We start from the raw sequence: 22,579 nt of genomic DNA, 5'->3' as shown, positions 1-22,579 counted from the left end.
GGCATTAAGTGTCACTTCGCGGGGATATCGGGGTTGGCTGGCGGTGAGGGAACCACGTGGGTGGGAACAGTCACGGGGATGTCCGACGGGCGGAGCTCCGCCGGATCGATCCGCGAGGGGTCGATCCCCGGCTGGTCGATCCCCGGCGGCGTCACAGGAACCACCGGCGTGGGGATGCCGCCGTTCCCGGGTTCGTGGGGTGAGGGATCCTTGGGATTTGAGGCGACGCTCCTCCGCCGGGCTGCGGAAGGGAATCCGTCCCGGGCTTGCCGCTTGGACGAGGGGCAGCGGGTGCCGGGGCGGGCTGGCTCCGGTCGGGAACTGCGGGCGTCTCCTCAACAGTCGGCACCGGAGTGGAACCGGCGGGGCCACCCTGCTGCGGAGCGTTGCCGGAACCAGGAGTGAACTGCGAGACCACTGAGCCGATGGCCGCGCCAAGATGCTGGACGGCACCCGGGATTCCGCCGTCGGACGCGGCCGCAGCAGTTGCACCGCCGGCCAAGGACACCACGACGGCGAGGCCGGCAATGGCCGTGCGACGCTTCGTCCGTCGCCGCGCAGCAAGTTCGTCGGCAGGGAGGGCGCCCCCATGGGCTGGGTCTCCGGCCGGCGCCGGTTCAACCGGCGGCGTCGGGTCAACCGCCGGCGTCGGGCCCTTCAGACGTGCAGGGTCACCGACCATGGCGAGTACCGCCGTCGGTGCGCCCGACGACGCAGCGGGACCATCCGTCGTCGTGATCTGCTGGGTGACTGCACCCTGGGCGCTGACCATGAGCGCGCGAACTGCCTCGGACGGCACGGGGACAGTGTCGGCCAGCGAACGGAGTTCCAGCAGTTCTGTGCGGAGTTCGGCGTCTCCCTCCAGGCCGGAGTCGGCCAGGAAACGGTCGACTGCCTGCTGGTGCCTGCGTCCGCGGGACGGAAAGTGTTCGCTCATGATGTGCCGTTCGTTCGTTGTGCCCGCTTCTTCAGTGCGCCCAAGGCCCGGCGCTGCAACTGCTTCACGGCGCCTTGGGATTTGCCCATGATGTCCGCTGTTTCTTCCACGGACAGGTCGGCAATGACTCGTAATGCCAGGACCTCCCGGTAGTCGTGCGCGAGGTCGTTCAAGAGTTCCGTGACTCCCAAACCGGAGGCCCGACCGAAGGCCTGGTCTTCCGCCGACGGCGCACGTCGCGAATCCAGTTCCGACTCGTAAGGCGTGGAGTCAGGCGTGCGTTCGCGTTTGCGGTAGTGGTCCACCATCCGGGCGTGGGCAATGGAGAACAGCAGTGTCTTGGCACCCTGGAGGCCGCCGTGGAGGGTTTCAAGCTTTGGGTACAGAGCCAGGAACACGTCCTGGGTGACGGCTTCGGGGTCGTCCACACCCCGGGCGCGGAGGTAGCCAAAGACCGGCCCGGAAAAGCTGTTGTAGGCAGCCGTAAAGAGCAGCGCGGGGTCATCCTGGTCCGCCTGCACGTATTCGTCAGCTAAAGGGTCAAGCACCCGTGGACGCCTCCATCCCACGTTACGAGGGCGGGGTTCCTTGCCCTAAGCCAAGGAACCCCGCCGTTAAACCGTAGCCGCTGCGTGGTTAGCGGACAGAATCGAGGGGTGCGCCCGGTGCCGCCGGAACATCCGCCGGAGCGCCGCTCGGAACCTGCGACGGGAGGGCCGGATCAGCAGGCGTCGCCGGGACTGCGGGGGTTGCCGGCACGGCAGGCGTCGCCGGGACGGCAGGCTTGGCGGGGACGGCCGGGACCGCCGGCGTTGCCGGAAGTTCAGACGTCACGGAAGCATCGGCGTCGGCGTCTGCCTGGGCCGAACCGTTCGCCTTCGCGTCGGCGGCCTTGCCGGCATCAACCACTGCCTCGCAGTGCGCTTCCACCTTCGCCTCGCCACCCGCGGCAATGGTCAAGGACTCAAAGCCCGGGACCTTGGCATCAGACTTCAGGCCGCCGTTGAGGAACGCGGTGCACAGACCGAAAGCCTCCGGGGACGCGGCGTCGTTGGCCGAGGCCTTCGCATCGGAAACAGCGTCGGCCGCCTTTGCCTGGCCGGCTTCGGCGGCTTCGGTTGCCTTTGCCTGCGCGGTCCCGACGGCGTCAGCCGCCTTGGTGGTGGCGGTCCGGGCGGCGTCGGCTGCTTCAGCGGCCGTACCGTCAACCGGAGCAGGTGCGCCAACGAGGTCATGTGCGGTCTGTTGGATTCCGGTGGGAAGCGCACCATTGAAGGCAGCTACACCGGTTCCACCGGCAGCTACAGCTCCGGCGGCCAGGACGCCCGCGGCGACTTTGCTGGTGGCGAGGACAGTGAACAAGGACATAAAACCCTCCGACAAAATTCTTGGGATTGCCCCGGCAGCGGTTGGGTCGCGGCCGGATGATCAGCGTGCGGACGTGGCCCGCACTCCCCTTACATCGTTCACGGCTGCAGCGAGGTTACGCAGGTGGCCGAAATTTTCCGGAGGGAGTTATCCACCCCCGGTAGTTCTCCCCATGGCAGCCCTGTTCCCGGACAACTATGCTCGGGAGACACCTGGCGCCAAGACTGGTCCCAGGTATTTTGATGTCGCTACGTTCAGGGGATGCGTGATGGGACAGGGATTGGTGGGCGCCGACGTCGGAGATCTTCGGCGTTTATCGGCCGTAATGGATGCTGAGGCCGAGAAGATCACGAGTCTTCAACGGGAACTCACCGCAATGATTCAGAACGGAACTTATTGGCGAGGCAATGACGCCGAGCAGTTCCGCAGCAGGTGGCAGAGCGACCTCCACGGACGGCTTGGCGCCGCAGCTGTTTGCTTGCGGACCAATGCCCGCGCCCTGAAGCTCAACGCGGAGCAACAGGAGCAGGCATCCCTGGGTGGTTCGGGTGGCGGATCCAGGGGAGGCCCTTCCGGCGGGTCGGGCAGGACAACCCCGGGTCCGCTGGAGTTCACTTTTGATCCCACCACATACGGTCCCGTCACGGTTGAAGGCAACGGCTCCTTCGACAGTAAAGCATCGGGCGAAACGCACGGATCCATAGGTCCGGCCGGCATCGACGTCGGTGGCTCCGGCGAAGCTTCCACTGGTGGTGACATGACCTGGAAGGCGAGCTCAGAATTCGGGCCTGTCAAGACGACGGTCACCAACGAAACCTTTGTCGGTGCGCGCGCCGAAGGCGAGTACGGGGCCAGCGTGCCGTTCGGGCTCGGACTTCCCAACGCCCATGCCACCGGCGAAGCGTTCGCAGGCGCAGAGAACGTGACCACCACACGATCCGACTTCTTCGACGGCTGGGTCACCAACACCGCCACCACGCGAATGATGACCGGAGTGGAGGCCAGCGCCCACGCCAATGCCAGCAGCCCGTTCCTGTTCTCTGCGGGCGGTGAGGGTTTCGCTGGCCAGAAGGTCACTATGGATAACAAGACCGAGTTCGCTGGCGGCTTGTTTTCCCTAGGGCAGGGCGGAGAATTGCGCGCTGGTGCCTGGGCAAGCGCGGGCGAAGGTGAAGTCAGCGTCAAGGGCCGCGAGACCACCGGTACAGCCTTCAGCGCCGGAGCCGGAGCGGAACTGACCGGGAGCCGGTATGTCGAGGTTTTGGGCCAGACACTGACGCTCAACGCAACGGTGGCCGCCGGAGCTGGCGAGGGTCACTTCTTCACGGCTTCCATGGACGAAGACGGGCTCACCCTCGGCGCGGGTGCCAAGCTCACCGCGGAACTGGGCCTGGGCGCCGGTGGCCAGATCACCATCAGCCCGTCCGGGTTCGTGGATTCCGTGACCGGGTTCGTCGACTTCCTCAACAAATAGCCTCCCGAACTGACTGACAGCGCTCCGAAAGGGCTCCCATGACATCGCACCAGGTTTTCCCGTCCGCCGCGTTCCCCGCCTACCCCACCATCAAACTCAACGCGCCGGCGGGATGGTCCCAGCATGTGGTCCCCGACGCCGTAGGAGCCATGATGGCCCCGGCAGCCGAGGGCAGCTACACCGCAAACGTGGTCATCACCGTGTCGCGCCGCTTGCCCGGCTACCAGCTCCAGGACATTGCTGCGTCCGTGGACTCGTTCCTGGACGCATTGCCGGATGCCGTTCTGCTGGGCACGGAGCCTGTAGTGATCAATGGCCGGGATTGGCACGTACGCGAGGCGCGGTACACACACCCCCAGGCCGGCTCCCTGGCCCAGTTCACCGCCGTCACGGTAGTTCACCAGGAAACCGCTGCGGATATCGTCCAGCTGACGGGCAGCTGCCAACCCACCGAAGGCAACGACGACCTCAAGGCCATCTACTCGCTGGTTGCCAGCGCAGACGTTACGCCAGCGTCCTAGCCTGCTCAATCAGCTTCAGCACCGCAACGGAGCCGGCCGGATCCACAGGTAAGGGAAGCGCGGAGGCCGCGCCGCCGTCGTCGAGCTTGTCCGCCAGAATCCGGTAGAACTCTGGGTAGGCGCCGCGTTCTGTGGGGACCTCGATGCGCTGACCGTTCAGTTCCAACGTGCCATGGTTTTCGGCAGGTTCGACGCCGTACCCCGCGTCCGTAGGGAGCCCGCCGCCCAGCACATAGGGCTCCTGGGGGTCGGTGCCGAACTTCACGAAGCCGCCCTCGCTACCCAGGATGCGGAAGCGCGGGCCGTGCAGGTGGCTGGTCAGGTTGATGGTGACATGGCTGACCACGCCGGACTGGTGCCGGAGTGCCAGGAAGACATCGTCGTCGACGCTTTCCTGGGGACGGCGGGCCTGGATTTCCGCGTAGGTGACGGTAGCTGGACCAAAGAACTGCAGGCACAGGTCCAGTACGTGGGTGCCGAGGTCGAACATTACACCGCCGCCGTCTTCCGCCGCGGCACTGGCTTTCCAGGCTTTGGCGATCTCCGGCGCCCAGCGCTCCATGCCCACCTCAAACCTGGTCACGGTCCCCAGCGTTCCGGCGTCGAGCAGTTTCCTGACGGTGAGCGAGTCGCCGTCCCAGCGCCGGTTTTGGTAGACCGTCAGGACACGGCCCAGATTCGCCGCCAGATGGATCAGTTCCTCACCCTGGGCACTGTGAACTACGAACGGTTTATCGACGACGACGTCGAGTCCGGCTTCCAGCGCGGCTTTCGCGAGTGCGTAGTGGGTTGCGGGCGGGGTGCCCAGCACGATGAGGTCCAGTTGGTCCGACAGCGCCAGGATGTCCGCCGGAGTGCTGACGATGGTGGCCTGCGGGTAGCGGTCCTTGGCCTTTGCTTGGCGCGCCTCATCCGAAGTGGAGATGACGGCAAGCGAATAGGCGGGGTTGCTGGCGATGTACGGCGCGTGGAACACGCTGCCCGAAAGGCCAAAGCCTGCGACGGCGGTACGGATCGGCTGGGAAGTCATGACCCTAGGCTAGATCAGTAGACCTCGCGACGATGGGCGGCACGGAAGATGATGACGATGAGTTCACCATCATGGATCTCGTAGAGGACCCTGAAGTCACCAACACGAATTCGCCAGGCATTCGACTCTGCGGAAAGCTTCCTGACTCCGACTGGACGTGGGTACAGTTCCAACTCGGCAATGGCCAGAAGAATCTTGCGGCGGACCGGAGCATCAAGCTTCCGAATCTGTTTGGCCGCCGCCGTGCTGAACTCCACCCGGTATCGGCTCACCGGGTGATGCCATTTTCCTCCAGCAGATCATTGAGACTGACCCTGGCACCATCATCTTCCGCTTTCGCGGTCTGAAGCGCTCTAAGGTCTGCCTCATCTTCGAGCCGTTCAAGCCGCTCGAGGTCTTCAGCGCTGATGAGCACGGCGGCGACTTTACCGCGGCGCGTGATGCTGATCCGCTCGTGTCCGTATGCGGCGCGGTTGATGGTATCTGAAAGGTGTACGCGGAGGTCGGCAACACTCACCACGTAATCTGCGGTTCCCATATGCCAACTCTAGTCGTTAATGTACTTTACGTACATCTTGTACATCTCAGGGCCCCAGATGGTGTCGTTTGGAGCGGGATGCCAGCGAGGGTGGGGCCCAAGCACGCGGGATGTCAGCGAGGGTGGTGCCCAAGCACGCGGGACGTGAACGAGGGTTGGGGACGGCGAAGGCCGGGAACTTCCCCGAACCCATCAAGGGATTCAGGGACGTTCCCGGCCTTCAGGAAACTACACCTTGGAAAACTACAGCGGGAGGGCTACTTCTTGGCGCCCTTTTCCCAGCCGATGGTGGTCCAATCCGGAACGTTGGAGAGGCTCTGGAACAGGGACGGGCCGTAGTTGGCCAGACCCTTGCGCACGAACTGGATCTCCGGGCCGTTCATCACGACGCCCATGGAGAAGTACTTCTCCATGTGCTTCTTCTCGACCTCCATGGCGGCCTTGTTGCGCTCGGCGTCATCCGCGATGCTTGAAAGCCGCTTGATTTCAGCGTCGAGTTCGGCGTCGCCGAGGCCGTTTTCGTTCGTCTCGGAGTCGTAGTACTGCTTCACAGCGTCGGTAGCATCCGGGCCCACGGTGTAACCGGAGATGGTCACATCGAACTCGCGGGAGCCAATAACCTTGCCGAAGTCAGCGTCGCCGCGCTGGTCGATGGACACATCCATGCCGGCGGCCTGGAGCTGCTTCTGCAGGGTCTGGGTGGTTGCCGCTGCGGTGGGATCATCACCGAAGTTGGTGATCTTGAAGGAGACAGGGACGCCATCCTTCGCCATGATGCCCTTGTCGTTGGCCGTGTAGCCGGCGTCGGTCAGGACCTTCTTGGCGGCCTCAGCGCCGGTGTCCTTCACGGGGTAGTTGTCCTGGTAGTACTCGGAGAACGGCATGAGCATCATGGAGCCCGAGCTCTCTTCGGACCAGTTCAGGCCATTGAAGCGGACATCGCGGATGGCCTTGCGGTCGACGGCGGTGAAGATCGCCTTACGCACGGCAACGTCGGTGAGGGCGGGGCGCTTGGCGTTCAGGTTCAAGCCACCTGCGAACAGGCGCTGGCCACGACGGATCTCGGAGTTGGTGGTCCCTTCGAGCTGCTTGTAGCGGCCCAGGGTGCGGCCGTTGGCTGCGTCGATTTCGCCGTTCTTGAAAGCGGCGATGGTTGCACTGGGCTCCATCTGGCGCCAGATGACCTTCTCAAGGACCGGCTTCTGGCCCCACCACTTCTCGTTCGGAACCATGGTGACGGTCTTGGCGGTGGTGTCGTAGTTTTCCACCTTGAACGGACCGGCCATCCACTCCGGGTGCATGTTGCCCGCGAAACCGGTGTTGAAGGTCTCCGCGGAGTTGTTGGCCGGGTGGATCAATCCGAAGAAGAGGGAGTCCAGCGGGTAGACCGGCTGGGTGGTGGTGACAATGACTTCCTTGTCATTGGCGCCGGCCTCGACCGAGTCAACGAAGGCGTAATTGCCTGCCGTGACGATGTCGATGGCCTTGTCTTCACCCTTCAACATGTTCCAGGTGTTTTGGAACGTCTTGACATCAATGGGCGTGCCATCGTTCCAAGTGGCCTTCTCGTTGACCTTGATGGTGATGGTCTGCTTGCCATCCTTGACTTCGCTCTTGACCTCTTCACAGAAGTCCTTATTGGGCTCAGCCTTGCCGCTGAAGTCCAGCTTCCAGCAGCCACCGATGCCACCGCTGCTGATGGCAGCCGGGTTGACCGGTGTCAGCAGTGCAGAAGTATCCGCGCTGTTGCCGACATTGGAGAAACCATTGAAGTCCGGTCCAATGCTGCCCACGCCCAGGGTGACAGTGCCGCCCTGCTCAAGATCTTTTGCTTCCTTGGCGTTGACGCTGATCAGCTTGCTGATGTCGCCGCCGCTTTCTTCGGCCTTCTGTGAGGCCGGACCCGACGGCGTTCCCCCGCCGCAAGCGGTCAGCATGAGCGTTGCTACGAGCGCCACGCCGCCAATCGTCGTGTACTTCTTCATGGTTTGCCCTTCGTGTTTACGACTGAAATATCTTTGCGAGTTGAGACCACGGATGTATTCAATGCTTCATATGTCGTCAGGCATGCACCACCAGCATGTCGGCATCCAGCTCTCCATCCGGGAAGAAGCATGCGAAGTCCTGCGCGCCTTCCTTCTCAGAAGCCAGTGGCGGCTCCAGAGTAAGGCACTTCTCCTGCTTTGCGGCAGGTAGTGCGGCGAACACGGGACAACGGGTGGCGAAATTGCATCCCTTGGGCGCATCCAACGGGCTGGGCAGGTCACCCTGCAGGATGATGCGCTCACGGGTGCGTTCCAGTTGGGGGTCCGGCACGGGGATCGCCGACAGCAAAGCCCTGGTGTAGGGGTGGCGCGGGTTATCGAAGACATCGTCCACGTCGCCGGTTTCCACGATCTTGCCGAGGTACATGACTGCCACACGATCAGAAATGTGGCGGACCACCGAGAGGTCGTGGGCCACCATGAGGTAGCTGAGTCCGAGTTCGGCGCGGAGTTGGTCCAGCAGGTTGATGACGCCGGCCTGGACGGACACGTCCAGTGCAGAGACGGGCTCATCCAGGACCACCAGCTTCGGATTGACCGCGAGCGCCCGGGCGATGCCGATGCGTTGGCGCTGGCCGCCGGAAAACTGGTTGGGGAAGCGGTTCACGTGGTCAGGCTGAAGGCCCACCAGCTTCATGAGCTCCATGATGCGTTTCTTGATGGCGGCCTTGGGCATCCCCAGGTTTTCCAGCGGTTCGGCCAGGACTTCGTACACTGTGAAACGCGGATCCAGGGCGCCCGTGGGGTCCTGGAAAACCATCTGCATTTCCTTGCGCATGGCCATCTTGGTCTTGTGATCGGTGGCCACCTTGTTGCTGACGCCGCCGATCACCACTTCGCCCACCTGGTCGGGGTGGAACTCCATGATTTCCAGGAGCGTGGTGGTTTTGCCGCAGCCGGACTCCCCTACGATCGAGACGCACTCGCCCTCGCGGATGTCGAAGCTCAGCCCATCCACGGCCTTGACCGTGCCGATCCGTCGCTTGATCAGTGCACCCTTGAGCAGCGGGAAGTGCTTCTTCACGTCCTTGAGTTCCAGGACCTTGTCGCGCTCGACGCGAGGGACGCCGTCGAACTTTGAAACCGGCTTGGGCGGCGCGTGGAAGATCTTGTGCGCGTCCGCATGACCGGAAAGTTCTTCGGATTTGATGCAGGCTGCCTTGTGTCCCAGCGTCTGACCTTCAACACCAGGTACCGGGAACAGCTCCGGCTCGCCGTGCAGGCAAGCGTCGCTGACCAAGGGGCAGCGGGCCGCAAAGGAGCAGCCCGTCACGGGCAGCGCGAGGTTGGGTGGCGTTCCTTCGATGGGAACCAGTGACTGTTTGGTGGCGGTGTCGATGCGGGGAACCGCGCCAAGGAGCCCCAGCGTGTACGGCATCCGCGGGTTGTAGTAGATGTCCTCCACGGTGCCGGTTTCCACCGGCTTGCCCGCGTACATGACCATGATGTCGTCGGCCATGCCGGCTACGACGCCGAGGTCGTGGGTGATCATGACGACGGCGGCGCCGGTTTCCTCCTGCGCGGTGTGCAGGACTTCCAGCACCTGCGCCTGGATGGTGACGTCCAACGCCGTCGTGGGTTCATCCGCGATGAGTACCCGCGGATCGTTGGCGATCGCGATGGCGATCATGACGCGCTGGCGCATGCCGCCGGAGAATTCGTGCGGGAAGGCCTTCAGCCGATCCTTGGGGCTGGGGATGCCCACCATGCGCAAAAGGTCGACGGCGCGGGCTTCTTTGGCCTGCTTGCTCATGGTGGGGTTGTGGACCGTCAGCGCCTCAATGATCTGGGTGCCCACCGTGTAGACGGGGGTGAGCGAGGACAGCGGGTCCTGGAAGACCATGGCGATGTCACTGCCGCGGTGCTTGCACATGGCTTTGTCGCTGAGGCCCAGGAGTTCCTTGCCCTTGAAACGCACGGAGCCGGTGATGTCCGCAGTTTCGGGAAGGAGCCCCATGACTGCCATGGACGTGACGGACTTGCCGGAGCCGGACTCGCCCACGATCCCCAGGGTCTTGCCGGGCATGAGGTCGAAATCCACTCCGCGGACAGCGTGGACCACACCGTTTTCGGAGTTGAAGCGGACGTTGAGGTCGCGGACGCTCAGGACGGCGTCGCCGGGTGCGTAAAGTCCGGCGTCGCGGAGGCGTTCGGCGGGGGTGTGGGAAATATTGGTGCTCATTTGTTGACCTTCTTTGCGGTCTTGGTCTTCGCCCGGCCAATGGAACTGGAGCTGGGGTCAAAGGCATCGCGGAGGCCGTCGTTCATCATGGCCAGCGAACCGGTCAGCAGGAACATGACAGTCAGCGGTACCCAGAACATCCACGGGAAGGAGGACACCTGGCCTGTGGCCTGCCCAATGAGGACACCGAGGCTGACGTCGGGCAGCTTGATGCCGATGCCGATGAAGGAGAACGCTACTTCGGCAAGGATGGCGCCGGTGATGCCGCGGGTGAAGTCGAGCACCAGCAACGAGCCGATGTTCGGAACCAAGTGACGCCACACGATGCGGCGGGAAGGGACGCCCATGTATTTGGCGGCCTTGACGTAGTCGCGCTGCATGAGCGACATGGACAGCGAGCGCACCAGGCGGGCAGTTCCCATCCAGCTGAAGAACAGCAGGACCACCACCAGCAGGAGCCAGCTGGGAAGGTCCTTCAGGCCACCGCTGCCGCTGGTTGCCACGGCCACCACCAGGATGGCGGGCATCATGATGAGTGCTTCGAGGATGAACAGCATGGTGGCATCCACCTTGCCCCCAAAGAAGGCCATGGTGCAGCCGTACACAGCGGAGATCAGCACGGACACGCCGCCCACAATGAGGCCGATGAGGATGGAGGTTCGCGTGCCGTCCACAATCAGTGCCATGAGGTCGATGCCGGCCTGCGTGGTGCCCAGCAGGTGATCCGGTGACGGCGGCATGCCAATGTTCAACGGATCAAGGGTGTCCTTGTCCCAGGACGTCAGGAACCCGCCGAAAATCGAGAAGAGAAACAGCGCCAGGAAGATGAACAAACCGGCGACGGCGGTACGGTTCCGCATGAAGCGACGGAAGATGATGCGGGACTTGCCGATGATGACGTCTTGGTCGCCAACCCGGGCTTCGTCGATTTCCGCAATGGGATCGATGATGTTGGTCATTACTGGACCCTCACTCGTGGATCGACCAGCGTGGTGGCGAAGTCGGCAAGGATGGCACCGATCGCGAAGATCACGGAGCCGTAGGCCAGCGTGGCGGTGGCTACATTGACGTCCTGAAGGCTGATGGCCTGGATGCTCCAGAGTCCGATGCCGGGCCAGGCGAAAATGGCTTCCGCAAAGAAACCTCCCGTGAAGATGGCCGGGATGGTGAACGCGATGCTCTGGGCCACCGGGATGAAGGAGACGCGCAGGGCGTGTTTCCTGATGGCCTGGTTGCGGGTGAGCCCCTTGGCACGTGCTGTGCGGACAAAGTCGGCATTGACGTTGTCCAGGAGGTACTGCCTCTGGGCGATCTGGTACCCGGCCCAACCAAAGATGGTCATCGCGAAGGTGGGCACGGCGTAGTGGGCCACCATGTCAACGAAAGCCGGCCAGCCGGGGTCGATTCCCGGCGTCGAAATTCCCGTCACGAAGAAGATGCGCTCCCCAACGGCCTCGTTGATGCTGATGGCTCCGAGCTGCACCAGGAAGTAGGCGATGGGCGCGGGCAGGATGTGGACCAGGTAGCTGTAGGACGTGATGACGCGGTCCTGCACCTTGTACTGGCGTGCTGCGGAATAAACACCGAGGGCGACGCCGATGATCAGCGTGAGGATGATCGAGGCGATGAACAAGCGGGTGGAGACCAGCACGCGGTCGGCGAACTCTGCGTTGACGAACGCGCCGTTGGGGCTCCGGCCCCAGTCCCAGCGTGTGAGGATGCCACCGAGCCAGTCGACGTAGCGTTCCCAGGCATTCTTCTCCGGGTCCAGGCCCAGTCCCCGGAAGGAAGCGTTGACCTGTTCAGGGGTTGGCCGCGGGATTTTCTCTTGCTCAAGAACTGCGGGCTTGAGTGATGAGACCGCCAGGAAGTAGCCGGCGCTTGTGGTCAGGAAGATCATGATCAGGTAGATGCCCGACCGCTTCATCAGATATTTCAGCATGTCGGGCGGCTGCCCCGAATCGTGGCAAAACTCAATGCTCGTCCTTCCGCGGTTCCCGGCTGTGGCCGGCGTCAGCTACGAATTGGCGCAGCGGGCCTTGGGTCCCCCGCACCCCTTCAGTGATCACCAGCCTTGTATGGCATGCGTCACATTCAAGAGGAAACTACCACAATAACTGCTTCACGTTTTGCTTCATCGCGTCCAGTTTCGCGCCTGCAGCCAGATTGTTATGTGCAGACTGCGTCACGTTACCGACACCAAAGGCACTTGTGCGCCTGCAGTAGCGGCAATGGGGGCGCTAACAGGGCGGGGCAGGGGCATCCGCGCGCCCAAGCGGCGGGCGGGCAGCAGCCGCGTGGGCTAAGCGGCGGGCAGCAGCCGCGTGATCAGTTCGCGCCAGGAGTCCGTGAGGCGCGTGGGTGAAATGCCGCGCACGCGGACGTCGTCCACAATGCGCTCAGGGTCCAAGGCGTAGGTCAGGGACATCGCCATGACCCAGGGATCAGCAATCCCCGCCTCCCGGAGCAAGATCTCCATGTGGCGGTGAGAGAGCTTGGTTGCGGGGACATCGAACCTGTTGCGGGTGGCAGCACCCGCCGCTTTCAGGAGTTCGCCGTTTTCCAGGACGAAGTAGATCCGCCCTTCGCCGAACGCAATCAGTCGTTCTTTAGCGGCGGCGCCTGGACCCAGCGGTGGCGGCCCGAACATGAAGCCCTGCTGGAACTCGGATTCAGAATCGCTCAAGAGGGTCATCATGAGCCCCGCCCGGCTGCCGAACCGGCGGAAGACGGTGCCCTTGCCCACATGGGCCTTACAGGCGAGCGCGTCCATAGTAAGTGCTTCAGCACCGAACTCTGCCACCAAGTCCCGGGCAGCACTGAGAAGGCGCTCACGATTTCGGGCGGCATCGCTGCGCTCGTGCGGCGCGCCCAAGGGCACGTCCGGCCGAAGAGGGATGGAGCTCACAGAAATATTCTAGACCCCGGGAATAGAAAGCGGACCATAGTCCGTTTAGTATCGATGAAGGCTCCAAAGCCCAGATACCGCAGGTCGGGTTCCGCAAGGCACCTGTCCAGACACAAGGAGACACCATGTCCAAGAGCACCGTTCTTACCCTCGTCGGCAGCCTTCGCGCCGATTCCCACAATAAGAAGCTCGCCGAAGCCATCCAGCTGAACGCGCCTGAGAATGTTGATGTACAGATCCACGGCTCGCTGGGCAGCATCCCGTTCTACAACGAGGACATCGACGTCGAGGGTCAGGTCCCCGCCGAAGCAGCCGCACTCCGCGCCGCAGCAGCCGACGCCGACACCATTCTGCTGGTCACCCCCGAGCACAACGGCACCATGCCCGCATCGCTGAAGAACGCCATCGACTGGCTGTCCCGCCCGTTCGGCGCCGGTGCCCTCTCCGGCAAGCCGACCGCCGTCGTCGGAACCGCATTTGGCCAGTTCGGTGGCGTGTGGGCCCAGGACGAGGCCCGCAAGGCCGCCGGCATCGCCGGCGCCAAGGTCCTGGAAGACGTCAAGCTGGCCGTCCCGGGTTCCATGATCCGCTTCGCTGAACTGCACCCGAAGGACGACGCCGAGGTCGTAGAGCAGATCAAGGGCATCTTCGAGCCCTTGACCGCCGTCCAGAACGAAGAAGCAGCAGCCTAGTCTTTCGCTTTCAATGCCCCCGTTCCGCTTTGTGCGGGGCGGGGGCATTCGCGTTACTGCCGCGCGGACTGCTGGACTGCGGGCTGCTGGACTGCGGACAGCCCAGCGTGACCAACTCTTGTCCGAACCGTCACCGTAGCGGCATGTTGTGTTGCGCCCACCCGGCCTAACGTTGGAGATACAGGTGGACGGACAGGAGCGCGGAGCTGTCATGCATGCCGGACGGGGACAAAAAAGTACGACGGCGATCACGGCTGCCTGCCTCTTCTTCAGCCTGGGGGTGGCTGGCTGCACCACCGTCCCTGGCGGTCCTGCAGGAGCCGCACCTGAAAGCGCGGCACCTCTGCCCACGGTTTCCGTCAGTTCACCTGCCGCTTCGCCCACCGCCCCGGTGGCCTCCAGTCCTTCCGCGCCAGGCACGCCGTCCGTTGCCGGTCCCGCGTCGCTGATCCCCGCCCCGGTGACCTCTTCCCCGGCTCTGTCGTCCCAAGGGCCCGCTGCTCCCGCTCCGAGTGCAGGCGCCTCCACCACCCCTGCTCCGCCCGCAGCCGCCCCTACCCAGCCTCGTGCCGCCGTCGAGCCCTCACCCGAGCCGGGCACCAGCGCTCCCGAGCCTGCTGAAACCGGCACGGTGATGACCGTGGACGCCTCCGGTCCGGCGGTCTACTACGTAGCAATCGACGACGGCGGCTCCCGCGGCGTGCGGTTCGGCTGCAACGACAGCCTGGTTCCCGTCCGCGGCGTGGCCGTTCCCGGGGATCCACTGACCGTGGCGCTGGGCCGGCTGCTGGGGGCGGGAATGCCGGTGGACAGCGATGCCGCCCTCTACGACGCCTTGGCTGATTCATCGCTGCGCTACCTGTCCGGCTACATGAGCGGGGCCACGGTAGTGGTGAACCTCAGCGGATCACTGCGTCCAGGGGGCGTGTGCGACATTCCGCGTATCCAAGCACAACTAACGCAGACCATCGTGGCAGCCAGCGGGGCATCGCGGGCGGAGATCTACGTGAACGGCAGGACCTTGACGGAGGCCCTCAGCGTACGGTGAGCAGTGGGGCGCCGCCTGCAACTGGCAGGTTGAGCAGCGGTACGGTGAAGAGCGGCTTGCTGTTGTAGCTTGGGGACCTGTTGTAACTTGGCGACGTGATTCGGCGTCATCAAAGTACCGCGATGTGGGGAGCAACTCTTTGGGGGAACACGTGATGACATGTCCTGACGAGCAGGACTGGCCCAGTGCTGCGATGGGCTACCGCCGCTCGGAGATCACTGCGGTGATATCTCCGAGCATGGGAGTCGGTGATGCTGTCTGGGAACGCGCCGCGGAGCAGGTGCTCCGGTGGGGTGTGAAGACCGCAAGCGGATTCTCTGTCGATTCACCGAGCCCCGTATCTCTGGGTGATCGGGTGCTGGTCACCGCACATTTCTTCGGTTTCAGGGTGCTGGAACCCGTGGAGGTGGTCTCGGTGGTGAAAGAGCCGGACCGGGTGGGCTTCGCGTACCGGACCCTCCCGGGGCATCCCGTTTCCGGCGAAGAAGCGTTCATTGTGCATCGCAGTGGGGACCAGGTAAGCCTGACTATCCGTTCGCTGACAGGGCCGGCTCCGCAGCAACCATGGCGACTGCTGTACCCGGCCCTCCTGCTGCTACAGAACGGCGTGCGGCGACGATACCTCCGGGCACTGCGCTAGGACAGCCACCCCCTTCATCACGCTGTAGCGATCGCCAGCACCCTCCGCAGGGCCCAGGCCACGCGCAATAAAGCCAGGGCAGAGGCGAACGCCAGCACGAACACCACGGTCTCGGGAATCCACAAACCAGTGGGCGCGCCTCCTTCCAGCACCATGGTGACCAAGGCAGCGACCAACAGCAGGCCAAGCCCGGGGATGGCGAACAGGAACACCTCACCGATCTGGCGACGATGGGTGGCCGATAGTTTCTCCAAGGGAAGTTCCCGCTGGCCCGGCGCGGCTTTCTTGCCCAACACGTTGATGAGCATGGAAACACTGGTGAGTGTCAGCCCGGCCGTGGCGCCGGCCAAGGTGGCGAGCGTCTGGAAGAGGGTTCGCCGGGTTCCGGCATCAACCCCTTCCAGCATCAACGGCTGACGCGCCAGCAAGGCGATGCCCCACCAGATCAGGACGGCCAGAACCGCCCACAGATAGTCGGCAGTGGGATGCAGCAGGAACCACCGCCACAGGGTCCGTCGCCGTCCGGGGCGTTCGATATCAACCTCGTACAAGCTCATGGCCCTCCCCGCCTGCAGCGGCTTCATCAGCGAGTGTCGCCGCGACGAGAGCCTCGCGCACAGCAGCCATTCCGCCCGCGACGATATCCGGCACAAGGCTCGAGTCAGCAGAGCCCTTGACGTCCGGCAGGGTCCTCGCAAAAAAGGCCTCGTTGTCCTTGGCTTGTTTGTTGAGGATGGCTATGGCCTCGGCTACTGACTTCTGCGGATCGTTGAACACGTCCGGATCAACCTCGATGTGCGACACGAACCGTTCCTTCAGGAGGTCAACCACTTCACGGTCGCCCGTCAGGGAGTCCTTGCCCTCTGCCACCACGTAGTCAAAGTGCTCCACGGACCCGGCCCGGCGGAAGAGGTCGATGAGTTGTTGAATACGATCCCGGATCCGTTGCTTGTCCTCCGCCTTCCCGGACCGGCCCACGCTCAGGGAAATGCGGAACGTTCCTTCGTTCATGAGGCGTGAAGCGCTGTCCAGGACGTCGGCCCACTCACCTTCCATGAGCTTCCCTGAGAGGCGCTCGGCGGGAAGCGCGAATTCGAAACGGCTCACTTCAAGCCGGGTGAGGATTTCCTCGATATCCTCCCTCACCACAGGAACCAGAGTGGGTTCCAGTCCCAGCATCCCTCCGAGGTACTCCCCCATCCGGGATGCCCGCGGGCCGTTGCCGCTGGTGAGCACGGCTATGACGTTCCTTTTCAGGAACGCGAAATAGGTGGTCTCCAGGAGGTGGTCGCCGGGAGCCAGCGGGAGTGGTTTACGCCGGCCAAGGGCGTCGCCGACACTCGGCAGGTTGGTGTCCCGGACACGGTCCAGCAACAGCACAGGATGAGGCGAGGATGCCACCGCCTGCGCGAGCAACACAGTCCCGTCCACGCTGGTGAAATGCCGGTCCGTCGCAGAATCCTGGGCTTTCTTCAGGACCTCCGCCACCCGGCGCGCCGGAAAGGGACGGCTGAGCTCGTCACCGTTCAGCTGTTCGATCCGCCAGAACTGCACACTGCGTCGTGCCATCCATACTCCCCTGCCGTGGTGGCTTTTGCTTCGGATCCGAGGCTATCGGCGAGGTCCGACATTAAAGGCGGGCTCCGCCGTCGTGCGTTGCATCAGTTCACTGGCTGTACTTGGGCCCCTCCGCAAAGAGTGCGTCCATCTCGTCGTGGCTGCGTGTCCCGGCGAGGCCGGCCCAGTTGCCATCTCCCAGGATCTCCTTCGCAACCCTCGCCACCTTGGCGTAGGCGGCTTTGGCGGTGTTGCCGCCGATACTGACGCGACGGACGCCGGCGTCGTGCAGTTCCAGCGGCGACGGCGCACCCACCCCCGCCAGCGCGTTGAGCGGCGCCGGTATCCTGCTGGAGAGTTCGTGGAGGACATGCAGGTCCACGACGCCGGGCACGAAGACGCCGTCGGCGCCGGCAGTGAGATAGGCCTCGGCACGCCGCAGAGTCTCGTCGAAAGCCGCATCCGGGAACTGTCCGGACAGATACGTGTCCGTGCGGGCATTGATGAACAGTGGAATCCCGCGGTCGTCGGCCGCGGCGCGGATGAGGGCTATGCGGCGCGATTGCTCGTCGATGTCGGTGAGCGGTTCCGTGGCGGAGTCCTCGATGTTTATCCCGACAGCACCCTCGTCCAGGACTGCGTGGACGGTCGCCCTCAGTTCATCATCGGTTCGCCCGTAGCCCGTCTCGATGTCCGCGGTCACGGGCAGCGTGGTAGCGCCAACCACCCGTCCCAACGCGGCCATGGCCAGCCCCCACGGCACATGGTCACCGTCCCGGAACCCCAGACTCCAGGAGACGGCCGAGCTTGAGGTGGCAATCGCCGTCGCTCCTGCTTCCTGGACAACGCGGGCGGAGGCGGCGTCCCACACGTTCACCAGCACCAGTGGCGCGGGCCCTGCATCATGGAGTTTGTGGAACTGTTCGGCCTTGGTCACGGATCCCCGGTGCGCTGTCATAGCTACATTCCAGCCCTTCCGGATCGCGACGTAAAGCGCGGGCTGCCAAAATGGAGGAGATTCGAAAACAACTGTTGCCTCATCAGCAACATCGAGGAGTATCCTGTGACTGTGACCCACGAAACATTGGATGCCGGCGCAACGCTGCCCGCTGAAGCCATCGACGCCATTGAGCGGGCCGCCACGGCCGCACACCCGCACGAGGAACTGTTCTCCGCGCGCGCCGCAAACATCAAGCAATCTGCCGTCCGGGACGTCTTCGACATCTCCATGCGGCCGGGCCTTGTCTCGCTCGCCGGAGGCAATCCCTATCTGCAGTCGCTGCCGCTGGAGAAGCTTGGCCAGACCGCCGCCCGCATCATCGCCGAAGAGGGGATGACGGCACTTCAGTACGGCGGCGGACAAGGCACCGAAGAGCTCCGCCGACAGATCTGCGAGATCATGGCCGCCGAAGGCATTACCGACGCCGATCCCGGCAATGTGGTGATCACTGCCGGCTCGCAGTCGGCACAGGATGTGGCCACCAAGGTCTTCTGCAACCCCGGCGATGTAGTCCTGGTGGAAAACCCCACCTACGTGGGCGCCTTGAACACGTTCGAGGCGTACCAAGTGGAGGTGGAGCCGATCAACATGGACGACGACGGCCTGGTGCCTGAGCTTCTTGAGGCCAGGATCGCGGCGCTTCAGTCGCAGGGCAAGAACATCAAGTTCCTCTACACGATCCCCAACTTCAACAATCCCTCCGGAATCACCCTGGCCGAGGAGCGCAGGCAGCGAATCGTCGATATATGCCGCGAAGCGAATATTATCGTCCTGGAAGATAACCCCTACGGGCTGCTGCGTTTCGACGGCCACCCCATCGCGCCGATGCGCGCCGCCAACCCGGACGACGTCATCTACCTCGGCTCCTTCTCAAAGATCTTCGCTCCCGGTCTTCGGATTGGCTGGGCGCTGGTGCCCGCCCACCTGCAGCGTCGCTTCTACCTGGCCTCCGAGGCCGTGACGCTCTGCCCGCCGCCGCTGAACCAGATGCTGGTCTCGGCATATCTGCGCGAGTACGACTGGGAGGGCCAGATAGACACGTACCGCAAACTCTATGCAGAGCGGTGCGAGGCCTTGCTCTCCGCCCTCGACGAGTACATGCCGGAGGGCCTCACGTGGACCCGGCCGGACGGCGGATTCTTCGTGTGGGTGACCCTGCCCGAGGGCGTGGACACGTACCCGTTGCTCGCGAAAGCAATCGACGCCGGCGTCGTCTTCATCCCCGGCGCAGCCTTCTCGCCGGCCGACGGCCCCTCCAACAAGCTCCGCCTGGCGTTCAGCGCAGTCCCGCCGGATACGATTGCCGAAGGCGTCCGCCGCCTGGCCCCAGTTTTGGCAGAAGCCATCACAGCCACCAATGAAGGAGCAGCACAATGACCGGAGTTGTGATTGTCGGAGTAGACGGCAGCGAGACGGCAATGAGGGCAGCACAGGCCGCTCAGCAATTGGCCATCGGCCTCGGAGCCAGCCTGCGCGTTGTCAGTGCTTTCGACAGCAACCGCACCGAGGTGGTTGAGATCGGCACCGACAAGTGGATCGTGTCCGACGCCGCCGAAGCGGAAACCGTAGCCCGCACCGTGGCGGAACGGCTGTCCCACGAGGGTCTTGAGGTCACCTACTCCGCAGCGCGCGGCAAGCCCGGCGAAGCCCTGGTGAAGGAAGCCGAAATACAGGACGCCGTGCTCATCGTGGTGGGGAACCGGCGCATGCAGGGCCTGGGCCGCGTGCTCGGCAGCGTGGCCAACACCGTGGCCCACACTGCACCGTGCGACGTCTACATCGCCAAGACCGACCAGCCGTAAAGCGAGCTGAATCACGGCGCCGGGTGGGGAGCCTCACCCGGCGTTTGGCGTCTTTTGAGCCATCCCCCTGAAGTCATCGTTATAAAATTGAGATGCCCCAATGGCGCGTGCCACCTCCAATATCCGACTTCAGGGGATCATTTACTTGCTTACTTTGCAGCCGCGCCAGCGCGTGGGACACGACATTCTGCTTGCCCGCCACGGCAACAACATCAGCACCATGCGCTATGACCGCAGCAATGATCGCATCATCGCGATGCTCGACGACGGCTCTTGGGACAGCGCCCCCAACATGATCACTCCGGGCCTTGAGATGCCGGAAACCCTGGGAAGCGTGTTCCGCAAGGATTGGCGTTTCCTGTCCGTGGCCTGCGTTGCCATGGTCACCATTGCAGCCATTGCCATGGGCATCAGCGTGGAGATGGCCAACAACATGTCCACCACCGAACTTCAGGCGTTGCTGGTCAGCTACCCGGCGTTCTAAACCTGGACGGCACGCTCGGGTGGCGTGCTCATCGCTGGAGCATCCACTCCCGCAGCAACCACCACAGCCCGGCGATCACCACGCCACCAAACAGTGAGCCCACAATGACCTGGCCCAGGGTATGGGCACGCAGGACCAGACGCGACCAGCCCACCGCAGGGACCAAGAGCAGCACCGGCAGCCAGGCGGGTCCGAACATCGCGACGACAATTACCGCCGCCGCGGCCAAGGCAGAGGCGTGGCCGCTCATCTTCCAGAAGGCGCTGACCACCGCCAAAATCCCGATGCCACCGATGAGCGCGATGATCATCACCGAGACGCTGACCGGACCATTTATCAGTTGCAGCACCACCAGGCCAACCACCACTGACACCAAGGCCATCAGGAGCAGCGCGGGCCGCTGGCGCCGGTCGCTGACGTGGTGGTCGGTGATCCTGCCCAGTTTGACCATCAACAACACGTAGGCCAGCGGCAGGACACAAACGAAGAGGGCAGCCAAGAGCCCGAACCAAATGGTGCCCGGAAAACCGGGTTCGATTGCGGGACTGACCAGCAACAGCACGGTCACCACAATCGGCGGCTGGAACACTTCCGTCAGAATGCGGGCAACCGTACGCCACGGCCCCGTCACCAGTTGAGGGGGCACGTGGCCAGGATGGTCAGTGGCAACCACTGTCCCCTGACCCGCGCCTGAAGATGTAACCGTGGCCGGGGCCTGCGAGGCGTCCCGGTCAGTCAAGCAACAGCGCCGGTTCTTCGAGAATGGCTGCAACATCGGCCATGAAGCGCGCCGACAGATCGCCGTCCACCACCCGGTGGTCGAAGGAACCGCCCAGCGTGGTGATCCAGCGGGGAATGACTTCGCCGTCCAGGACCCAGGGCTTCTGCTTGATGGTTCCGAACGCGATGATGGCAACCTCGCCCGGGTTGATGATCGGCGTTCCTGTATCAATGCCGAGCGCGCCGATATTGGTGATGGTCAGGCTTCCGCCCTGCATCTCAGCCGGCTGCGTCTTGCCCGCGCGGGCCTTGGTAGCCAGCTCGTTGAGCGCAAGAGCCAACTCCTTGAGCGAGAGGTCCTGGGCGTCCTTGATGTTGGGCACCATGAGGCCACGCGGCGTTGCGGCAGCGATGCCAAGATTCATGTAGTGCTTGACCTGGATCTCGGCGTTGCCATTCCCGTCAGCGTTGTCCACCCACGTTGCGTTGACGCTGGGGTTGCGGGCGGCGGCCCAGATGACTGCCTTGGCAAGGATCAGCAAGGGCGACACCTTGATGCCTTCGAAGTCCCGCGAGACCTTCAGGCGTTTGACGAACTCCATGGTGCGGCTGGCATCCACGTCCACAAAAATGCTGACGTGGGGGGCCGAGAAAGCCGAATCAACCATGGCCTTCGCGGTCGCCTTGCGTACGCCCTTGACCGGCGTGCGCTCTACGCGCTGGTCCTGTGGCTTCTTGGAGGCGCCCCAGAACGAGTCTGCTTGGTCGTGTTCGGCATCGCGCTGCGCCTGGTAGCTCACCAGGTCTTCACGCGTCACCTCGCCTCGCTGGCCAGTGGCCACGACATCGGCGAGGTCGATGCCAAGATCACGGGCAAACTTACGTACCGGAGGCTTGGCAAGGACCTTGTTCACCAAGCCACTGATGGTGCCGCTGATGGCAGCACCTCGGGAAGCAGCCGTCGGCGTGCCCGTGGGTTGAGATGCTCGCGGGGCCGGCGCTTGGGTGACAGGGGCCTGGGCGCCCGGCGCCTGGGTGACGGGCGCTACGGCGGTGTGTGCCGGCGTCGTGCGGTGGGAAACCGCCGCTTCGGCCGCCTTGGCTTCCAGCACGGCCTGGTGGTCCTGAACTGTACCTTCGGCATTCTCGGCGACCGTGGCTGCCTCAACCGAACCCGCCGGACGCTTTCGCGCGCGTCGCTTGACGGCGTCGGCTTTCGGTCCCGAACCTACCAACGGACCTCCGGCTGGACGGTTGTCATCGTGGTCGTCATCGGCGGGCAGTTTGCCGTACAACGGCATCTCGACGGCGGGAGCTGCCGGCGCGGCATCGCCCCCTGTACCCTTTGTGTCCTCCGTGCCTTCGGCACCTTCGGAAACAGCGATGATTGCCGTGCCAACCTCCACCGTGATGCCTTCTTCCACCAGCAACTCAGTGACTGTGCCGGCGAACGGCGAGGGCAGCTCGACGAGGGACTTTGCGGTCTCGATCTCGCACAGGACATCGTTGATCGCTACGACGTCGCCGGGCTTGACCTTCCAAGCCACTACCTCGGCCTCGGTCAGGCCCTCGCCGACGTCCGGCAGGTTGAATTTCTTTACAGTCACAGTGGTCCTCGATTTCCGGTTACCTG

At 63.8% G+C, this 22,579-nt stretch carries 25 protein-coding genes; 8 read left to right on the top strand and 17 right to left on the bottom strand.

Annotated features, from left to right (window positions below):
• Window positions 1-11 precede the first annotated feature (11 nt).
• From AB4Y77_RS16065 to AB4Y77_RS16050, 4 genes are all read right to left on the bottom strand, one after another.
• Window positions 12-155, bottom strand: coding sequence for a hypothetical protein (locus tag AB4Y77_RS16065; RefSeq protein WP_442014599.1), 144 nt, complete (start codon window positions 153-155; stop codon window positions 12-14).
• Window positions 152-937, bottom strand: coding sequence for a hypothetical protein (locus AB4Y77_RS16060; protein ID WP_442014598.1), 786 nt, complete (start codon window positions 935-937; stop codon window positions 152-154). The genes AB4Y77_RS16065 and AB4Y77_RS16060 overlap by 4 nt, the downstream gene beginning before the upstream one ends.
• Window positions 934-1,485, bottom strand: coding sequence for an RNA polymerase sigma factor (locus AB4Y77_RS16055; protein ID WP_442014597.1), 552 nt, complete (start codon window positions 1,483-1,485; stop codon window positions 934-936). Before AB4Y77_RS16055 ends, AB4Y77_RS16060 begins: the two co-directional genes overlap by 4 nt.
• Window positions 1,486-1,573: 88 nt before the next feature.
• Window positions 1,574-2,305, bottom strand: coding sequence for a hypothetical protein (locus AB4Y77_RS16050; RefSeq protein WP_442014596.1), 732 nt, complete (start codon window positions 2,303-2,305; stop codon window positions 1,574-1,576).
• A gap of 268 nt (window positions 2,306-2,573) precedes the next feature.
• Between AB4Y77_RS16050 and AB4Y77_RS16045 the strand changes: the two genes are divergently transcribed.
• Both AB4Y77_RS16045 and AB4Y77_RS16040 read left to right on the top strand, forming a co-directional pair.
• Entirely contained in the window at window positions 2,574-3,779 is a 1,206-nt protein-coding gene (locus AB4Y77_RS16045) for a WXG100 family type VII secretion target (RefSeq protein ID WP_442014595.1), read from the top strand.
• 38 nt (window positions 3,780-3,817) lie between these two features.
• Complete coding sequence (locus tag AB4Y77_RS16040; RefSeq protein WP_311211982.1) at window positions 3,818-4,300, top strand: hypothetical protein; 483 nt, start codon at window positions 3,818-3,820, stop codon at window positions 4,298-4,300.
• Here the strand turns inward: AB4Y77_RS16040 and AB4Y77_RS16035 are convergent.
• The 8 genes from AB4Y77_RS16035 to AB4Y77_RS16000 all read right to left on the bottom strand — a co-directional run bounded on the left by AB4Y77_RS16035 (window position 4,284) and on the right by AB4Y77_RS16000 (window position 13,003).
• Window positions 4,284-5,330, bottom strand: coding sequence for a Gfo/Idh/MocA family protein (locus AB4Y77_RS16035; protein ID WP_442014594.1), 1,047 nt, complete (start codon window positions 5,328-5,330; stop codon window positions 4,284-4,286). The genes AB4Y77_RS16040 and AB4Y77_RS16035 overlap by 17 nt on opposite strands.
• A 14-nt stretch (window positions 5,331-5,344) precedes the next feature.
• Window positions 5,345-5,602 (bottom strand): type II toxin-antitoxin system RelE family toxin, encoded by a 258-nt coding sequence (locus AB4Y77_RS16030; protein WP_311211980.1) that lies wholly within the window; start codon window positions 5,600-5,602, stop codon window positions 5,345-5,347.
• Complete coding sequence (locus AB4Y77_RS16025; RefSeq protein WP_311211979.1) at window positions 5,599-5,868, bottom strand: type II toxin-antitoxin system Phd/YefM family antitoxin; 270 nt, start codon at window positions 5,866-5,868, stop codon at window positions 5,599-5,601. Before AB4Y77_RS16025 ends, AB4Y77_RS16030 begins: the two co-directional genes overlap by 4 nt.
• A gap of 257 nt (window positions 5,869-6,125) precedes the next feature.
• Window positions 6,126-7,853: an ABC transporter substrate-binding protein gene (locus tag AB4Y77_RS16020; protein ID WP_442014593.1), complete on the bottom strand. Its 1,728-nt coding sequence runs from the start codon at window positions 7,851-7,853 to the stop codon at window positions 6,126-6,128.
• Between the two features lie 76 nt (window positions 7,854-7,929).
• Window positions 7,930-10,095 carry an ABC transporter ATP-binding protein gene (locus AB4Y77_RS16015; protein WP_311211977.1) on the bottom strand — a complete coding sequence of 722 codons (2,166 nt, stop codon included), beginning with the start codon at window positions 10,093-10,095 and terminating at the stop codon, window positions 7,930-7,932.
• A complete protein-coding gene (locus AB4Y77_RS16010; protein ID WP_442014592.1) occupies window positions 10,092-11,054 on the bottom strand; it encodes an ABC transporter permease in 963 nt (320 codons plus the stop codon). Before AB4Y77_RS16010 ends, AB4Y77_RS16015 begins: the two co-directional genes overlap by 4 nt.
• Entirely contained in the window at window positions 11,054-12,037 is a 984-nt protein-coding gene (locus AB4Y77_RS16005; RefSeq protein ID WP_089596580.1) for an ABC transporter permease, read from the bottom strand. Before AB4Y77_RS16005 ends, AB4Y77_RS16010 begins: the two co-directional genes overlap by 1 nt.
• A gap of 360 nt (window positions 12,038-12,397) precedes the next feature.
• Entirely contained in the window at window positions 12,398-13,003 is a 606-nt protein-coding gene (locus AB4Y77_RS16000) for a TetR/AcrR family transcriptional regulator (RefSeq protein WP_311211975.1), read from the bottom strand.
• Window positions 13,004-13,128: 125 nt separating this feature from the next.
• On the opposite strand from AB4Y77_RS16000, the gene AB4Y77_RS15995 reads away from it, so the two are divergent.
• From AB4Y77_RS15995 to AB4Y77_RS15985, 3 genes are all read left to right on the top strand, one after another.
• A complete protein-coding gene (locus AB4Y77_RS15995) occupies window positions 13,129-13,695 on the top strand; it encodes an NAD(P)H-dependent oxidoreductase (RefSeq protein ID WP_311211974.1) in 567 nt (188 codons plus the stop codon).
• Window positions 13,696-13,879: 184 nt separating this feature from the next.
• A complete protein-coding gene (locus AB4Y77_RS15990; RefSeq protein WP_311211973.1) occupies window positions 13,880-14,743 on the top strand; it encodes a GerMN domain-containing protein in 864 nt (287 codons plus the stop codon).
• Between the two features lie 154 nt (window positions 14,744-14,897).
• Window positions 14,898-15,383: a DUF1990 family protein gene (locus AB4Y77_RS15985; protein WP_311211972.1), complete on the top strand. Its 486-nt coding sequence runs from the start codon at window positions 14,898-14,900 to the stop codon at window positions 15,381-15,383.
• A 17-nt stretch (window positions 15,384-15,400) separates the two neighbouring features.
• Here AB4Y77_RS15985 and AB4Y77_RS15980 read toward each other — a convergent pair whose 3' ends face one another.
• From AB4Y77_RS15980 to AB4Y77_RS15970, 3 genes are all read right to left on the bottom strand, one after another.
• Entirely contained in the window at window positions 15,401-15,940 is a 540-nt protein-coding gene (locus AB4Y77_RS15980) for a hypothetical protein (RefSeq protein WP_311211971.1), read from the bottom strand.
• On the bottom strand, window positions 15,921-16,952 hold the full coding sequence (locus AB4Y77_RS15975; protein ID WP_311211970.1) for a hypothetical protein: 1,032 nt from the start codon (window positions 16,950-16,952) through the stop codon (window positions 15,921-15,923). The genes AB4Y77_RS15980 and AB4Y77_RS15975 overlap by 20 nt, the downstream gene beginning before the upstream one ends.
• A gap of 97 nt (window positions 16,953-17,049) precedes the next feature.
• The gene (locus AB4Y77_RS15970) at window positions 17,050-17,898 is read right to left on the bottom strand and encodes an isocitrate lyase/PEP mutase family protein (protein ID WP_311211969.1); all 849 of its coding nucleotides are present in this window, start codon (window positions 17,896-17,898) and stop codon (window positions 17,050-17,052) included.
• Window positions 17,899-18,009: 111 nt separating this feature from the next.
• Here AB4Y77_RS15970 and AB4Y77_RS15965 point away from each other — a divergent pair, with 111 nt between their 5' ends.
• The 3 genes from AB4Y77_RS15965 to AB4Y77_RS15955 all read left to right on the top strand — a co-directional run bounded on the left by AB4Y77_RS15965 (window position 18,010) and on the right by AB4Y77_RS15955 (window position 20,226).
• Window positions 18,010-19,317, top strand: coding sequence for an aminotransferase-like domain-containing protein (locus AB4Y77_RS15965; protein ID WP_311211968.1), 1,308 nt, complete (start codon window positions 18,010-18,012; stop codon window positions 19,315-19,317).
• Window positions 19,314-19,742 (top strand): universal stress protein, encoded by a 429-nt coding sequence (locus tag AB4Y77_RS15960; RefSeq protein WP_311211967.1) that lies wholly within the window; start codon window positions 19,314-19,316, stop codon window positions 19,740-19,742. Before AB4Y77_RS15965 ends, AB4Y77_RS15960 begins: the two co-directional genes overlap by 4 nt.
• Window positions 19,743-19,914: 172 nt before the next feature.
• Window positions 19,915-20,226: a hypothetical protein gene (locus tag AB4Y77_RS15955; RefSeq protein WP_311212096.1), complete on the top strand. Its 312-nt coding sequence runs from the start codon at window positions 19,915-19,917 to the stop codon at window positions 20,224-20,226.
• Between the two features lie 28 nt (window positions 20,227-20,254).
• On the opposite strand, the gene AB4Y77_RS15950 is transcribed toward AB4Y77_RS15955, so the two are convergent.
• Window positions 20,255-20,857: a phosphatase PAP2 family protein gene (locus tag AB4Y77_RS15950; RefSeq protein ID WP_311212095.1), complete on the bottom strand. Its 603-nt coding sequence runs from the start codon at window positions 20,855-20,857 to the stop codon at window positions 20,255-20,257.
• Between the two features lie 100 nt (window positions 20,858-20,957).
• Entirely contained in the window at window positions 20,958-22,553 is a 1,596-nt protein-coding gene (locus tag AB4Y77_RS15945; protein WP_311211966.1) for a dihydrolipoamide acetyltransferase family protein, read from the bottom strand.
• Window positions 22,554-22,579: the final 26 nt, after the last annotated feature.

It is taken from the genome of Paenarthrobacter sp. YAF11_1 (genome assembly GCF_052113445.1).
Classification (GTDB): domain Bacteria; phylum Actinomycetota; class Actinomycetes; order Actinomycetales; family Micrococcaceae; genus Arthrobacter.
The sequence above is the reverse complement of the archived record's forward strand: the minus strand, read 5'-3'. Positions and strand labels throughout refer to the sequence as shown.